The sequence below is a fragment of the Microbacterium testaceum genome, assembly GCF_020781835.1.
Classification (GTDB): Bacteria; Actinomycetota; Actinomycetes; order Actinomycetales; family Microbacteriaceae; genus Microbacterium; species Microbacterium testaceum_H.
Genome location: NZ_JAJGNJ010000003.1, coordinates 342,026 through 357,676 on the forward strand (window position 1 = coordinate 342,026; position 15,651 = coordinate 357,676).

The 15,651-nt window shown below is 72.7% G+C and carries 9 protein-coding genes; all 9 read right to left on the minus strand.

Annotation, left to right across the window (positions count from 1 at the left end; all coding sequences use genetic code 11):
• Nucleotides 1-77: 77 nt before the first annotated feature.
• The 9 genes from rpsG to LL239_RS06580 all read right to left on the minus strand — a co-directional run bounded on the left by rpsG (nucleotide 78) and on the right by LL239_RS06580 (nucleotide 15,620).
• Entirely contained in the window at nucleotides 78-548 is a 471-nt protein-coding gene (rpsG, locus tag LL239_RS06540; RefSeq protein WP_135063307.1) for a 30S ribosomal protein S7, read from the minus strand.
• A 5-nt stretch (nucleotides 549-553) separates the two neighbouring features.
• Entirely contained in the window at nucleotides 554-922 is a 369-nt protein-coding gene (gene rpsL, locus LL239_RS06545; RefSeq protein WP_013584051.1) for a 30S ribosomal protein S12, read from the minus strand.
• A gap of 295 nt (nucleotides 923-1,217) precedes the next feature.
• A complete protein-coding gene (locus LL239_RS06550) occupies nucleotides 1,218-2,111 on the minus strand; it encodes a hypothetical protein (protein ID WP_228162641.1) in 894 nt (297 codons plus the stop codon).
• Nucleotides 2,108-3,607 (minus strand): DUF5684 domain-containing protein, encoded by a 1,500-nt coding sequence (locus LL239_RS06555; protein WP_228162642.1) that lies wholly within the window; start codon nucleotides 3,605-3,607, stop codon nucleotides 2,108-2,110. The genes LL239_RS06550 and LL239_RS06555 overlap by 4 nt, the downstream gene beginning before the upstream one ends.
• A complete protein-coding gene (locus tag LL239_RS06560; RefSeq protein ID WP_228162643.1) occupies nucleotides 3,604-6,099 on the minus strand; it encodes a DUF3488 and transglutaminase-like domain-containing protein in 2,496 nt (831 codons plus the stop codon). The genes LL239_RS06555 and LL239_RS06560 overlap by 4 nt, the downstream gene beginning before the upstream one ends.
• Nucleotides 6,096-7,472 carry a DUF58 domain-containing protein gene (locus LL239_RS06565; RefSeq protein ID WP_228162644.1) on the minus strand — a complete coding sequence of 459 codons (1,377 nt, stop codon included), beginning with the start codon at nucleotides 7,470-7,472 and terminating at the stop codon, nucleotides 6,096-6,098. Before LL239_RS06565 ends, LL239_RS06560 begins: the two co-directional genes overlap by 4 nt.
• Nucleotides 7,473-7,516: 44 nt before the next feature.
• Nucleotides 7,517-8,482 carry an AAA family ATPase gene (locus tag LL239_RS06570; RefSeq protein WP_228162645.1) on the minus strand — a complete coding sequence of 322 codons (966 nt, stop codon included), beginning with the start codon at nucleotides 8,480-8,482 and terminating at the stop codon, nucleotides 7,517-7,519.
• A gap of 26 nt (nucleotides 8,483-8,508) precedes the next feature.
• Nucleotides 8,509-14,463, minus strand: coding sequence for an Ig-like domain-containing protein (locus LL239_RS06575; RefSeq protein ID WP_228162646.1), 5,955 nt, complete (start codon nucleotides 14,461-14,463; stop codon nucleotides 8,509-8,511).
• A gap of 20 nt (nucleotides 14,464-14,483) precedes the next feature.
• Entirely contained in the window at nucleotides 14,484-15,620 is a 1,137-nt protein-coding gene (locus LL239_RS06580) for a serine/threonine-protein kinase (protein ID WP_228162647.1), read from the minus strand.
• Nucleotides 15,621-15,651 lie beyond the last annotated feature (31 nt).

Here is a 15,651-nt window from a genome sequence, read left to right on the forward strand (position 1 = left end):
CTTACCTGTTGGGAGGTTGATGCCGGGCCCATCGGAGGGTCCGCGACCGGGGTGCGGCCGCGGACCCTCCGCGGGTGTTACCAGCGGTAGTGCGCGAAGGCGCGGTTCGACTCGGCCATCTTGTGGGTGTCCTCGCGGCGCTTGACCGCGGCACCGAGGCCGTTCGAGGCGTCGAGGATCTCGTTCTGCAGGCGCTCGGTCATCGTCTTCTCACGACGGCCCTTGGCGTAGCTCACGAGCCAGCGCAGCGCGAGGGTGTTCGCGCGGTGCGGCTTGACCTCGACCGGAACCTGGTAGGTCGAGCCACCGACGCGGCGGCTCTTGACCTCGAGGGTGGGGCGCACGTTGTCGAGCGCCTTCTTCAGGGTGGCGACGGCATCCTGACCGTTCTTCGACTCGACACCGCGGAGGGCGTCGTAGACGATCGACTCGGCCAGCGACTTCTTGCCGTCGACGAGGATCTTGTTGACCAGCTGGGTGACGACGGGAGCGCCGTACACCGGGTCGTTGACGACGGGACGCTTCGGGGCGGGACCCTTACGAGGCATGGTTCTCAGCCCTTCTTCGCGCCGTAGCGGCTGCGAGCCTGCTTACGGTTCTTGACAGCCTGGGTGTCGAGCGCACCACGGACGATCTTGTAGCGGACACCGGGGAGGTCCTTCACACGACCGCCGCGGACGAGCACGAGCGAGTGCTCCTGCAGGTTGTGACCCTCGCCGGGGATGTAGGCGGTGACCTCGGTGCCGTTGCGGAGCTTCACACGGGCGACCTTGCGCATCGCCGAGTTCGGCTTCTTCGGGGTGGTGGTGTACACGCGGGTGCACACGCCGGCCTGCTGGGGGTTCGACTTCAGCGCCGGAGCCTTGGTCTTCGAGACCTTCGGCGAGCGGCCCTTGCGAACCAACTGCTGAATGGTTGGCACGTTCTCTCCTTGTTTGTGCTGCACGGTGACAGCGTCGTGTCTCCCCCGACCCATCGCGCATCTTGCGATTCGTGACGTGTCGGGCTCACGTGTGATCCACCGCGCGCCAGAATGATCGGACGCGGTTGTGGTGGATATGCCGTGGGGGTGGCCTGTTCGCAGACCCTTCCCTGAGATGGTGCGAGCGTTGTTCCGTACCGCAGGCCCGAGGGCATGACGCACGGCGCGCGTGAACGCACACCCGATCAATGATACGCGCCCGAGAGGGTGCGGGCAAACGTGCGGCGCCTGACGCTCAGCCCATCAGCAGGATCACCGCGACCGCCGCCGCCGCGACGATCAGGACGGCCGCGACCGCCAGCGCCACCACGCGGGTGCGGTCATGTCGAGAGGTGCGTGGACGCACTTCTGCGGCATCCGGCGCACCGGTCGTGCGAGCGGGCGGTGCGGCGCGGGCGACGCGGAACGCTTCGTCCGGGCGGGGGCGGTAGACCTCGTGACCGGCGGTCGGAACCCGCGCTTCCCGGGGGGTGGGCACCGGGTCCGCCGACGGCAGCGCCGCCGTCGACGGCCGCGTGCGCGCGCGCTCACGGCGCGTGCCGGCCGCCGTGTCCCCCGCGGGCGTCTCGATCGGCGGATCGGGCGGAGAGATCCGCGCGGGCGCGGCCCCGCGACGCCGGCCCGGGGCGGTGATCTCGTCGAGGACGCCGGGGTCGGAGCGGAAGGACGGAGAGGGCGCCACCTGACCGCGGACGCGCACGGTCTCGTCCGTCGACTCCTCCGCGGCGGACGCCGCGGATGCGGGCCGGTCGCCGGAAGCGGGGACCGTGTCGTCGGCCGGCTCGACCGGCGCCGGCGGCGGCGACGCGGTTCGGCGGCTCGACACGCGGACCGTCTCCTCGGCGGACTCGTCCACCGGTGCGGTGGACGGGGGACGATGGTGCTCGACGCGCACGGTCTCGTCGGCGGGACGTTCTGGTCGGATGCGCACCGTATCCCCGGCCGTGCGCCGGGGCGCGGTGCGGACGGTGTCCTCGACGAAACCGGGGCGCGACGAGACGGCGGTGTCGTCGTCGATCTCGCCCTCGTCCGTCGACGCCTCCCTCGGCGGGGTGGGCCAGGCCCGGAGCCGACCCGCCCAGAGCGTGACGTCCTCGGGGTCGTCCGGGACGTCATGAGGGCCGCTCACGGCTGCCTCCGCGTCAAGCGCACCTCCGCGTCGCCGAGGAAGAACCGCTCTCCTGCCTCGATCTCCTCGCCGGGGGGCGCCTCGACCTCGGTGCCCATGAGCGTCGCGAACAGCACACCGTTGGTGGAATCGAGGTCGGTCACATACCAGGTCTCGCCCTTGAGCTGCAGGCGGGCATGGGTCTTCGAGACGGTGCGCGTCTCGTCAGCGATGACGACGAGCTGGGCGTCGGGGTGGGACGCGTCCTCCGCCGGCCGCCGCCCGAGGATGACGACGTCCGAGGTCAGATCGATCGGTGCGCCGTTCGGCGGCACGAGAGCCCACGGGATGCGCCGACGGCGGGTCACGACGGTTCGATCGAGCGCGTCGAAATCGTCGTCCCCACCGGGCTCGGCGGGGAATTCCGGCTGTGTATAGAGCGCGGAGACCGACGTGCGAGCCGACCGCGGCGCACCGGCCTTCGGCGCCTCCGGCACCGCGGAGACGGCGTCGGACAGCTCCGGGAACTCGTCGCCGGGGCCACGGTCGGAGGTGTCGGGCGTCGATGCGGGGCGCGTCAGCGGTTCGTCGGCATTCGGCTCCTCGACAGCCGGGGTTCGGCGGGTCGGGCCGCGCCACGGTTCGAGGACAGGAGCATCCTCCGCGGCGGCGGCCGGCGCTGCCGCGGAGGCACCGGCACCCCCGGTCTCGCTCGCCACGGCCGGAGCCGCACTCGCCTCGGCGCGGGTCGCGGCCGGGGCGCGCAGCGCGGCGAGGACGTCGGACAGCGATTCACGCAGGTCGACGGTGTCACGATCGCCGCGCGGGCCGGAGGAGTCCTCCGCGTCGTCACGGCCCGCGGGCGCCGGCGGCACGAACGCGGCGGGAGCGGGAGGCGCCCAGTCCGACGGAGAGGGCACGGCATCCGCCAGCGACGGCGCAGGGGCGGCGAAGGGCAGCGCGACGGGCTCGGAGCCCGATTCCGCGGAGGCGTCGGCCGCATCGGCCCGGGTCGTCTCGGCGGGGCGCAGCGGCTCGGGCGTCCATCCCCCGACCAGCGGGACGTAGGGTCCGGCGAAGTCCTGGCCGCGGCGCACCGGAGCGGAGTCCTCGTCCACCCCGCCGGAGCGGCGGATGCCGGGGACGTCCCCGCCGTGCCAGCGTGCGCCGCCGAACCCCAGCACGCTCGCCCACACGACCGGAACGAGCGCCCCCAGCACCGTCATCCCTGCGCCGCGGTCGAAACCGAGGGTCACGCGGTGGACCGCGACGATCATGACGACGATGAACGCGATGGCACCGAAGATCGGGATGAGGACCAGCAGCACGAGCCACGGGGAGAATCCGCCCAGCTTGAGCACGGTCGCCGCGTTGAGGATCGGCACCCACGCCTTCCACGGCGCGGCTTCGCCGGTCTTGGAGAACACCGCAGCCAGGGCAAGTGCGTACCAGACGTACACGATCACGAAAAGGAGGAGCGTCAGCGCCCCCAGGATCACACCCGTCGAATCGTTCATCTCGTCTCACGCCGCCCAGCGGGCGGGCGCTTCCCCCTCTCATCACGGTGCGGCGGCCGTCGGCGCATGGGGCGCGGGGCGAAGAACCGCAGGAACGATCTCAACGATACGGCCGCGCGCACGCGCTGCCACCAGCCGCGCTGACGCGTCAGCGTGCGCCGTTCCGCGTCGACGATCCGCCAGAACTCGGATGCCTCGTCCGCGGTGACCGTCCGGGACGAGAACACCGCCCGATCGGCGTCGTCGGCGAGGCGCATCCCCGACGGCGTGTCCAAGACCGCGGCCAGTTCGCGCCGCGTCGAGGAAGGGCGCAGGTCGCGACCGGCATCCACGCCGGCGTCGACGTACTCGTCCCATCCCCCGGCGATGGACGCGCGGGGGTCGGGATCACGTCGGCGGCCGCGGCGACGCAGGATCTTGGCGACCACGATCGCCAGGAGCGGACCGAAGAGGATCAGCACGATCAGCAGCGAGATCCCGGCGACCCGCAGGACGGGCCACAGCCACGCGAGGTCGATCCCGTCGTCGTTCCGGTCGTCTTCGGCGAGACCGTTGTCCTCCTGCACCGGGTCGGGCGGGACGACCTCGTCGACGGTGTCCGGACGTACCTCGGTGACGTTCTCGGGGTCACGTTGCTGCGTGACCTCGAGGCTGGGCGAGAGTTCCCACTGCGGGGTCGAGTCGATGGCGGCCCACCGGCCGTCGTCGCCCTGCACCTCGGTCCAGGCGCTGAGATCGCCGGCGCGGCACTCCCCCGCCTCGCACGTGGCGACGCCGGGGTCGCTCGAGGCCAGCCGCGTCCCGACCACCACACGCGAGGGGAACCCGAGCTCGCGTGCGATGAGGGCGACGGCGACCGCGAACTGCTCGTCGTCGCCGACGGCGGCGACGTAGTTGCCGGAGGCCTCCGCGCGCGGATCGTCCTCGCGCTCGAGCAGACGCTGGAACATCGTGTCGATGCGGGCGAGGGAGTGGCCCGACGCGCTCGGCTGCAGCTGATACCCGGGAAGCTCGGCCGTCCATGCCGGTGCCGGCGCCCCGGCGGCGGGGGTGAGGCCGTGACTGAGGTAGCCACGCTCGCGCAGGAGCCGGACGAGGGCGACGAGGTCCGCCCCCGAGTCCCCCGAGGCGTGCTCGTCGACCCACCGGCGCAGGTTCTCGCCACCGGAGACGCCTCCGTCGACACCGGGAGCGGTGAAGGTCGCCGGATCGTCGTCGGTCGGTTCGACCGCCGCGATCTCGTAGCGGTCCCCCACGGTCAGGCCGCCATCGGCGATCTGCACCCCGGCTCGGGCGTCGACGCTGTAGTAGAAGCGGTCGGCGAGGACGTTCTGACGCTCGCCCTCGAAGGTGGCCGAGACCACTTGCCCGGCTGTCGGCATCCAGATCCCGCGAAGGTCGACGATCTCGATGTCGGCCTCCACGGACCGGCCGTCGCCCCGGGGCAGGCTCGAGGGCACCCGCACGAACGCGCCCGGGCCGGATCCCGAGGAGCGGAACACCTCGCCGTCGTACACGTCGAGCGTGGCGATGCGGATCCGCTCGGGCGCGGCCGCCCCCTCGCCGACGCGGAAGAGGACGTCCTCGGCGCGCGCATCGGAGAACATCGCCCGGTACTCCGACAGCGGGCTCACCGCCTCGGCGATCTGGCGCTCCGGACCCGCCGCCGACCGCAGCACGCGCCGATCGGCATCCTTCGCCGCCCACGGCACGACCGCCACCGCGATGACGACGGCGACGACGACCATCCCGGCTCCCAGCGCGGCACGCCGCCGGTCGGTGCGCGAGTGCCGCCGCGGGAGACGCACCGCACCCGCTTCGCTCGCCCGACGCAACGCGCGAGTGCGTTCGTCGCGCGTCCGCCACGCCAGCCAGAGCACGGCCGAGAGCACCGCGACGACGCCCACCCCCGTCTCCACGGGCGCCGCGAGCGCGACCGGCCCGGCGGTCAACGGAGCGCTCGTGGAGGTGCGTCCGAAGAACAGACCGAAACCGCTCATCGCCAGGCCGCTCACCACCGCCGCCGGCGCCAGACGATCGGAGCGCAGGGCAAGCGCGAGCGTCGCCGCCGTCCCGACGAGGAAGACCACCAGCGCCGGGACGAGGAGGTTCCGGTAATCCCCGACCGGCAGCTCGACGGTGACGAGATCCTTCCAGGCGAGCACGACGCCCGAGAACGCCTCGCCCAGGCCGCGCACGATCTCGAGCGGGCCGCCGAGCCGTGACGGCACAGCCAGCGGCACAGCGAGCACCGCGAAAGCACCCGCGATCAGGGCCGCGGTGATCCATCCGCCCCAGCGGCGCCACGAGCTCAGGGCCACGAGGCCGGCAGCCACCGGCACCGCGACGGCCGCCACGACGAGGAACGCCGGCGACGCGTACACGGGCCAGGCCGCCACCGCGGCGAGCAGGGCGCATACGGCCGTGTACACAGCGCCGGCGACGACGCGGGAACGCCGTGCGGGGTCGGTCGACCGGGCGGCGGCGCTCACGACGTCGCTCCGCGCACGAGGAGCCCCGCGAGATCGTCGAGCGTGCCGATCGTGAGGACGGTCAGACCCGCCACGCTCTGCATGCGCGGGTGGGCGCGCTCGTCGCAGACGACGGCGGCGACCGCGGTGTCCGCGGGGAAGGCGAGCGCGGCCTGTCGCAACCGGCCGAGGGGCACGACCGAGCCGACGACGACGAACGCGATCGACAAGCGCTCGTTCGCCTCGGATGCCAGCCGGCACACGTCCTCGACGGGCATGGTGTTCTCGTGGTCGGCGAGCGCGCTGAACCCGTCGAGCATCGCGCGGGGGGTCACCGCGGGCACATGCCGGATCGCGCGCAGGCGCCCCTTGACCACGCGGGGGATCTCCGAGCCGGTCACGATGTCGATGTCGCGGGCATCCCGCACGGCCCTCAGCCCGAGCGAGGCGGCGGCGGACACGGCGAGCTCGTACTCGTCGGCATCCGCGTACTCCTGCGTCGCCGCCGCCAGGACGACGGCCATGCGCGACCGGCGGGACTCCTCGTACTGGCGCACCATGAGCCGACCGGTCTTCGCGGTGGACTTCCAGTGCACCTGGCGGCGGGAGTCCCCCGGGACGTATTCGCGGATGGCGTGGAACGACATGTCCGCGTCGACGAGCCGGCGCGTGGCGTTGCCCTCGAGGTCGCGCACGAGCCCTGCGCTCGTGGACGGCAGGCCCACCGTGCGCGGATGGACGAACAGGTCGTGGACGTCGTCGAAGGCGTGCTCGCGACGCAGCAGTCCCACGGGGTCGCTGCGGACCGTCGTCACCGGGCCGATGCGGACGACACCGCGCGGCAGGGGCGGTATCTCCAGCGGCTCGGTCACTGCGTGACCCGGGCGCAACAGCGGGACGCCGAACTCGACCAGACCTCGTCCGACGGGGATGTCGAGCCGCCCGGGGAGGGCGGGGCGACCGCTGTCGTTGCGGACGACGATCTCGCCCGTGACGCCGTGACCGGCCACCACGCGCTCGTGCATCAGCGACAGGTCGACGTCGTAGGCGCGGGCTCCGAACAGGAACGGGACGCTCATGGCCAGCAGCGACACCGCGACGGCGCCGGCGACCATCCACTCGACCCAGCCGAAGACCAGACCGACCACGAGGCCCGCCGTGGCCGCGACCGCCACGACCGCACCCGCCGGCCGCACCGTGTTCCCGGCCCATCGCGCCGAGGCCTCGGCGGCATCCGTGACGGTCCGCCACAGCTCGGCGGCGCGCACCGCGGCGCGCACCAGGCGTCGGGTGCGCCGGGTCGAGGTCGAGGTGATCGACGTGCGCGAACCCGTGCCGATCGTGCCGGCGGAGGTGCGCGTCAGCCGCGACTCGGTGACGTTCACGTCGGGCACGACGCCGCCTCTCCGAGGCGCGGGACCGGGGGGATACGCACGACTCAGGCGCTCTCGCGCTGCGTGGGCGGCACGGTGTCCAGCAGCACCTGTCCGACCACGGCCTCCTGGGTCACACCGTCGAACTCCGCCTCGGGATGCAGGATGAGCCGATGCGAGAGCACCGCGACGGCGAGCGCCTTCACGTCGTCGGGCGTCGCGTACGTGCGTCCGTGCGCGGCGGCGCGCGCCCGTGTCGCCCGCGTGAGGGCGAGCGCGCCGCGGATGCTGACGCCCAGGCGCACCTCGTCCGCCGAGCGGGTGGCGTCCACGATGCGGGCGATGTAGTCGAGCACGAGGGCGTCGACGTACACCCCGGCGGCGAGATCGGCCATGCCGACCAGGGCCTGCGGGGTGATGATCGGGCGCAGGTCGGCGGTCGCCACCGGCGCACCGTCGAGGATGCGCACCGTGGCCGCGTGATCGGGGTACCCGAGCGAGGTGCGCAGGAGGAACCGGTCGAGCTGGGCCTCGGGGAGGCGGTACGTGCCGGCCTGCTCGACCGGGTTCTGGGTCGCCAGAACGAGGAACGGGACGCCCACCTCGCGCGAGACGCCGTCGATGGTGACCCGGCCCTCCTCCATGACCTCGAGCAGGGCGGACTGCGTCTTCGGGCTCGCGCGGTTGATCTCGTCGGCGAGGACGATGTTGGCGAAGATCGGGCCGGCGTGGAACTCGAACGTCCCCGTCTTCTGGTCGTACACCGTGATGCCCGTGATGTCACCGGGCAGCAGGTCGGGCGTGAACTGGATGCGGGTGTTGGTCCCCTGCACCGACTGCGCGATCGCCCGTGCGAGCGAGGTCTTGCCCGTACCGGGCACATCCTCCAGCAGCACGTGGCCGTCGCTGAGCATCGCGGTGAGCACGAGCTCGACGACGTGCCGCTTGCCGAGCACGGCTCGCTCGACGTTGTCGGCGATCTGCGCGAAGGTCTGGGCGTACCAGGTCGCCTGCTCCTGGGTGATCGTCATAACGGGTGCGTCTCTCTCGTGGGGGATCAAGGCTTGTCGTCCGGGTCTGCGGACCCGTCGTCGGGGGTGCCGGGCTGGCATCGGGACTCGGTCTCCAGGACGGCGGAATCCAGGCCCCACCCGCGCGCGGACCAGTCGACCGTGACGCGGACGTTCCTCACGGTCGCGGCTCCGACCGGTACCCGCCGCGAGCCCTCGACGGTGGGCAGCGGCGCGCCCTCGTCGTCGAAGTAGCGCACGGCATCCCAGTCGACGGTGAGGTCGGCCTGATCGTTGGTCGCTCTGCGGGTGACCTCGAGCAGCTCGCCGCCGACACAGGATGCCACCTGGGCGGTGGCCTGCACCTGGTAGGGGGCGCTGCCGGAAGCGGGGGCGACCCGTCCGGTCTCGGACGTCGTTCCCCAGAGTCGGTGCTGGAAGTAGACGCCGATGTTCGGGTCGGAGCCGAAGACCGACGACCGCCCGCCGTCGAAGTTGGTGTACTTCGCGTCGTTCAACCGCGGCGGATCGTTGCCCTTGATGATCTCGGAGACGCGCCACCGCGCGACCGGACGGCCGTCCTCCGTCCCGACCCCGGCGTTCGGCCCGACCCGGAAGGTGTACCCGCGCGGAGCGGCGGTGTCCTGCGCGACCCGGTACTCCTGGGTCACGCTCCTCGTGCCGAAGGACTTCCCGTCGTAGCTGGACTCGACGCAGAACGTGAAGGTGTAGGCGCGGCCGTCCTCCTTGTCGGGGAACTCCCGCCTCGACCCTCCGTCGCCCACGCGGCAGTTCTCGCCCTCCACGATGCCGTACCGCAGCTCGGAGTCCGTGCCGTTCGGCCGCGCCGTGCCCTCGACCGTCACCGTGGACATGCCATCGCCGGTGGAGCGCGAGGTGACGGTCATGTTCGGGTCGAGGGGCGCACCGACACCGTGCGCAGAGAAGACCAGCGCGCCGCCCTGCGCCGAGCCACCGAGACCCGCCGGTACCTCGAACCGCGATGTCGGTGTGACCGTGATCTCGGTGCGGGCGTTGCTGCCGACCCGGAACCCGTCGATGCGCACCTCGTCCTGGTTGCGTCCGACGCTGATCGTGCGCGTCTCGCCCGCGGCGCTGCGGACCTCGAGCTGACCGGTCTCGGCGGACTCGACGCCCCGGATCACGAGGTCGGCGACGTTGCCCTCGCCGTCGCGAGTGACCACGGGCTCGAAGTCGGCGGACTCGGGCCGAGCCGGCGGGTCGTACGCCCACGCGGTCGTACGCACGGATCCGCGGGACTCTCCGACGGAGTTGACGGCGGTGACGACGTACTCGCGCTGCTCGCCGTTGGGCGCTGCGATCTTGGGGCAGGAGCCGTCGGCACCGCACTGCGCGACCACGTCTCCCCGGGAGCGGACGGTGAAACCCGAGATCGACGGGTACGCGCGCCGCGCCTCGCCCGGATCGACGCGGAGCGTGAGCGAGCCGTCGGCGTAGGCGGTCTGCCGCACGCTGGCGGGGGCGCGAGGGAAGCCCTGCAGGTCGAGAACCACCCGCGCATCGCGTGCACCGGCGGTCGAGCGTCCCTGCGCGTCACGCAGAGTGACGCTGGCCGCGCACGTGGCACCCGGGGCCTCGGCGGTCCACGACGCGCGCACACCCTCCGACGACGCGACGTCGAAGCTCACCCCCGTGCACGCGCTCGTGGGACGCACGGCCACGACCTCGAGCGGGGTGCGCGGCAGCGGATTGACCTCACCGGGCAGACCCACCGCGTCGATCGTGCAGCTCGAGCCCGACGCCTGCGAACACTGCAGTGTCGTGGTGCCACCCTGCGGGAGGGTCGAGGGCGCCGCGCCGACGCGGAGCAGGAGACGGGCAGGGGCGACCGCCGCATGGCTGGTCACCGAGACCACGGCGGCGTTCTCACTGCCGGGCACGGCGCGGTCGGCGCCGGTGACGGTCACGACCGAGCCGTCGAGGGTCACCGACGAGAACGCCGACCCCGAATACTCGAGGGCGTAGCGGATGCCGCCCCAGTCCTCGCGCCCCAGCTGCCAGCTGGTCATGTTCCGCAGATCGAAGGTCGCCGTCTCGCCCGGACCCACGGTGAGCGACCCGGGGCGCAGCTCGGGCTGCGGCTCCCGCGCCACGATGCCGATCGGGACAGACAGCACGGTCCATTCCTCGGTGCCGGCGACGCGCACGGGAACCTGGCACGCATCGGTCCACGGCGAGCCGGTGCCCGCGTCGTAGCGCACGACCGTGCCGCTGACGGTGCAGCGCCCCTCCGCTCGCACGCCGGTGGTGGAGACATCGACCCCCACCTCGAGCGTCGCCCGTCGCGGGAGGGCGACGAGGGATGCCATGTCGAACTCGACGGATGCCAGTTCGTCGACGCGTTGGGCCGAGCCCGGGCGCAGCGCCAGGGTGAGGTCGTCGTCGCCGGGCACACGGACGAAGGCGTACGTCGTGACCTCCTGATCGCCCACCGTGCCGGTCACCGCGAAGGGGATGATCCGCCGTGTCGCGGGCAGCTCTCCCGAGATGCGGCGACCGTCGACGCGGACGTCGACCGGCTCGCCCCACAGCGCCACGCGCAGGTCGCCCACGTCGCCGCCCGACCACGTCGCGTGTCCGTCGAGCACATCGACGCCCGACTCGAACTGGTCGCGGTCCTCCAGGGTGAGGACGGTGTCGGAGACGACGGGGAAGTCGGGCACGCTCTCGCGCACGACCTTGACGACGATCAGTCCCCGCCCGGTGTTGCCGGAGTCGGACTCCACGTCGTAGAGGAAGGACATCGTCGCCGGAGCCTCGCCGGCGCGGATCACGACACCCGTGTCGGAGACGTTCTCGACGAGTCCGTCCAGGCGGACGTACTCGGGGTTGCCGCTGCCGTCGACGAGGGTGTCCGGCAGGTCCGGGCGCACGCCCGTGAGCGTCAGGCGTCCCTGTGTCGGGTCGATGTCGTTCGCGAGCGGGCTGACGCGGATCCGACTGTCGGTGCCGGCCTGCACCTGCACGTAGTCGGTGAACGTGATGGGGCTCGGGTTGGCCTCGGCATCCAGGACTCCGATGCGAACCGTTCCCTCGCCCGTGGCACCGGAGGAATCGGCCACCCGGTAGCGGAACGACACCTGTCCGCGATCGCCCGGGACGGACGAGTACACGATGGCCGAACCGTCGGCCGAGATGGACGCGGTCCCGCGGTCGGGCTGGCTCACGATCCGGTCGAGCACGACGGCGTCGCCGTCGGGGTCGGCGCCGAACCCGCGGAACGGGATCGTCGTCGTGCCGCCGCTGAGCACCCGCCCCTGGAGTGTGTCGGGCAGGGGGGCGCGGTTGGCCTCGGGGCCGAGGACGGTGATGCGCACGGTCGCCTCGTCCCACAGCGACGGTGTGCCGGTCGTGTAGACGCGGTAGGTCACTTCGTACGAGCCGGGGGCCGTGGGCGCGAGGTAGCGCAACACGCCGCCGGAGGCGAAGGCGAGGCCGTCGGCGGAGGGACTGGACTGCACGGATGCCGGGTCGAGCGTGGGTCGTCCGCCGGCGGGGGACACGTCGTTGTCGAGCACGGGGATGTCGGCCTGCGCGCCGGCGCGCACGGTGACGCTGTCGTCGACGGCGATCGGAGCGATCTCGGGAGCGGGCGGCAGGAGGTAGACCGTGGCCTCGCCGCCGATGCGGGAGCCCTCGTCGTCCGTGCCGTCGCTGACCGTGTACGCCACCGTCCCCAGCAGCCCGGGGCCGCCTTCGGCCGTGCTGCCCGAGACCCGCAGATCGTTCTGGCCGACCGTGTCGACGGTGAGTGACGCCCCTTCTTCGGCGGTGGCCACGACGTCGCTCAGCAGCAGCACGCGTCCGGTGGGGTTGGACACCGCGGCGAACACGTCGAGCGTGGCATCCTCCTGCGGGCGGACGAAGGCGACGACGGGTGCGGTCGACAGCTGCGCCGGCGCGTCTCCGGGGAGCAGGGTGATCCGGGCGGTGCCCGTGGCGTCGCGGCCGGCGCCCGTGACGGTGAAGTCGACGCGGTAGACGCCGGGCTGCGCCGCCGTGAAGTCGAACGTCGTCGTCCCGCCGACGACCGTCGCGGTGGCGGCGGCGTCGTCGAGGACGCGCACCGACCCGATCGTGACGTCGCCCGCGGTGCCGGTCACGTGCGGCCCCACATCCACGGTGATCGCCGACCCGGCTGTGTCGACGAGCGCGAACGATTGGACAGCGAGGGCGGGGTCGGGGGCCACGCGGATCAGGAGGGGCTTCGTCGCCGTGGTACCCGCGGTGTCGGCGACGGTCACGTCGAGTTGGATCGTCTGCTCTCCCCCGGACCCGTCGTCGGCGTGCTGGTAGACGACCTCGCCGGCGGGGGTGGATGCCACGCTGCCGACGCCGCCGGGGTTGTCCACCGACAGCAGCAGCAGGGGGTCGCCGTCCGGGTCCACCCAGCCGGGGAGGACGGGGACCGTGATGGTGCCACCGCGCGAGACCTCGGGTGCCGGCCACGGCTGGAGACACCGGTCGACGCCGCACCAGACGGGCGCGGCGTTGGATCCGTCGGGCGAGACCGTGAGCGTGACGGTCGTCGGCGACGAGGTCAGCCCGTCTGCGGTGGTGCCGTCCGTCACCGCATAGGAGAACGTCGCCGACCCCGTCGCCCCGGGTGCGACGCGGACGGCGAGCCGCTGCCCGTCGTCGGTGACCGAGAGACTCCCGAACCCGGGGTCGAGCCCCGTGACGCTCTCGCCCACGATGCTCAGCACGTCTTCGTTCGGATCGTGGTCGTTCAACAGCACCGGCAGCGTCACCAGGCGCCCCGCGCGCACGCCGAAGGCGTCCGGCTCGGCGATGGGCGGCTTGGGGTCGAGCACGACGCTGAGCTGCTCTTCGCTCTGAACGGCCGCCTCTTCGGTGCGGTCGTCGAGCGTCCAGCTCTGGCTCGAGGCGACGAGCGCCCCGTCCGGCACCGTCCACACCCAGCCGGTGCGGGTCTCGTTCAGGATGACGGCGTGATCGGTCGCGACGAACACCGGCCGTCGCTGGTCGGGCATCGTCGCCCCACCGTAGTCGAGGCCGGTCTCCCCGGCATCCGACCGCCAGAGCGTGCCCCGCGCCTCGCCGGGAAGGAGCCACGCCGCGTACGTGACACCGTCGTGCTCCAGCGGTTCAGCCGGCTGCCCCAGCACGTTGCCGCCCGCACCCACCTCGCGTCGCGGTTCGCCGCCGTCGACGGGCACGCTCCACAGCGACTGCTCGTCCGCGAGGAAGACCGTTCGCCCGCGCGGAGCCGGGTCGCCCACGACGAGCTGCTCCGCGGTCTCGAGGTCCACGGGGTCCTGACCCCGCACCCACACCCGCCCCGCCTCGGCGTCGACGAGGACCCACTGGTCGCCCGCGGCCGTCAGCAGGGGGGACGCGGCATCGGCGCTCACCTCGTCGCGGCCCTCCAACTGGTCGGCCTCGATGTCGTAGCGGATGACGGAGCGGTCGACCGACGAGTACGCGAACAGCATCCCGCGCTCGTCGACGGCCATGGCATCCGCCGTGTAGGTGCGCGCGTCGTCGTCGCCCGCGGTTCCGAAAGGGTCGAGCTCGCTCAGGGACTGCCCCGCGCGGCTGAGTCGGCCGGCGAAGAGTGCGCCGGTGTCGGTGCGATACACGACGTAGTCGCCCGCCGTCGCCACCGAGGTCGTGCCCGCGGGCGTCTCGGGGGCGGCTTCGAGCTGCTCCTCCTGCAGATCGATCGGCTGGGCTTCGTCGATGCGCGTGAGCTTGCTGTAGCTGTCGGTGAAGAGGTAGGCGCCGTCGGGCGCCTGGGCGACCTGGCTGGGGTTGCCCGCGGTGCGGACGGTGTCCAGCTCGCCGACGGTGGTGTTCACGCGCGCGTAGCGCTGCCCCTCCCCCGTCTGCAGAGCCCACACCGACGTGTCGACCTCGGGCGTCTCCTGCGCATCGAGACCCGGCCACACGATGCTCGCGGTCACCACGAGCGCCGCCGCGACGAGGGTCGAGGTCACCCCCGCGATGGTCCGGCGCCTCATCGGACGACCCCGGTGGCCAGCAGCGCCGCCACGACGACCGCCGCGGCGGCGACCAGAGTGGCCGCCGCGAGCGCCCACGGCAGGAAGCGGCGCGCGGGGCGAGCGGGGGCGGAGATGTCGGTGTCCTCGTCGCGAGCGAGACCGGCGACCCCGGACGGCCCCCGGAGCTTGCGCTCGCTCTCGCGCTCGATGCGCGAGCGCGCGGGGCCGCGCAGCGTGCCGTCGGCGAAGTCGATCGCGCGCGCGGCCGGCGCCCAATCGGCCGCGGGGACCTCCAGCGGCGTTCCGGGCAACCCGAGCTCGGACTGCACCGCCTGCAGCGCCTCGCCCAGTTCGCGTGCGGTGGCGAAACGGTCCGCCGGGTTGCGTGACATCGCGCGGGCGAGCACGGCCTGCAGCGACGGCGGTACGTCCGTACGCGTGATCTCGGTATAAGAGGCGCGGGCGATGCGGCGGCGCAGCTGCTCACGGGAGTTCTGGCCCCGCTCGCGCCGCTCGAACGGGCTGTGGCCGGCCAGCAGCGAGTACACGGTGGCCCCGAGGCTCCAGACCTCGCTCGAGACGGTCCCGGCTGTCTGCTCGGCGATGACCTCCGGCGCGCTCCAGGGCACGCTCATCGCGAGCATCTCGTCGGCGCCCTGCCGCACCAGCGACGACGAGATGCCGAAGTCCGCCAGCACGGGCGCACCGAACGTGGTCACGAGGATGTTGCTGGGCTTGACGTCCCGGTGGACGAGACCGGCGTGGTGCGCCGACTCGAGCGCCCCGGCCATGCGCACGCCGATCGACAGCACCTCGGCCACCGGCATCCGTTCGACCCGATACCGCTGCGCGAGCGAGCCGGGACAGTACTCCATCACGATGTACGGGCGACCGTCCGCCGAGATGCCGGCCTGGTACACCGTGACGATCGACGGATGGGCGGACAGGTGCGCGAGCACGTCGGCCTCGGCGTTGAACATGCGCAGCAGATCCGGATCGCGCACGTCGCTGGGCAGGACCTTCACGGCCACGTCGCGCCGCGGCATGTCCTGCCCGTAGAGGAAGACGTCGGCGAAGCCGCCAGAGCCGAGCGGGCGGATGTAGGCGAGGCCCGGCAGGATCGGGGGCGTCGAGGGCAGGCGCTGCGGCATGGTGCCCCCTCCCCGGAACAAGCGTGCCGCG

Bases quoted from the DNA above. Each gene is read 5' to 3' on its own strand.
- LL239_RS06570 (WP_228162645.1), bottom strand. From the start codon at position 8,482: ATGACGATCACCCAGGAGCAGGCGACCTGGTACGCCCAGACCTTCGCG.
- LL239_RS06580 (WP_228162647.1), bottom strand. From the start codon at position 15,620: ATGCCGCAGCGCCTGCCCTCGACGCCCCCGATCCTGCCGGGCCTCGCC.
- rpsG (WP_135063307.1), bottom strand. From the start codon at position 548: ATGCCTCGTAAGGGTCCCGCCCCGAAGCGTCCCGTCGTCAACGACCCG.
- LL239_RS06555 (WP_228162642.1), bottom strand. From the start codon at position 3,607: ATGAACGATTCGACGGGTGTGATCCTGGGGGCGCTGACGCTCCTCCTT.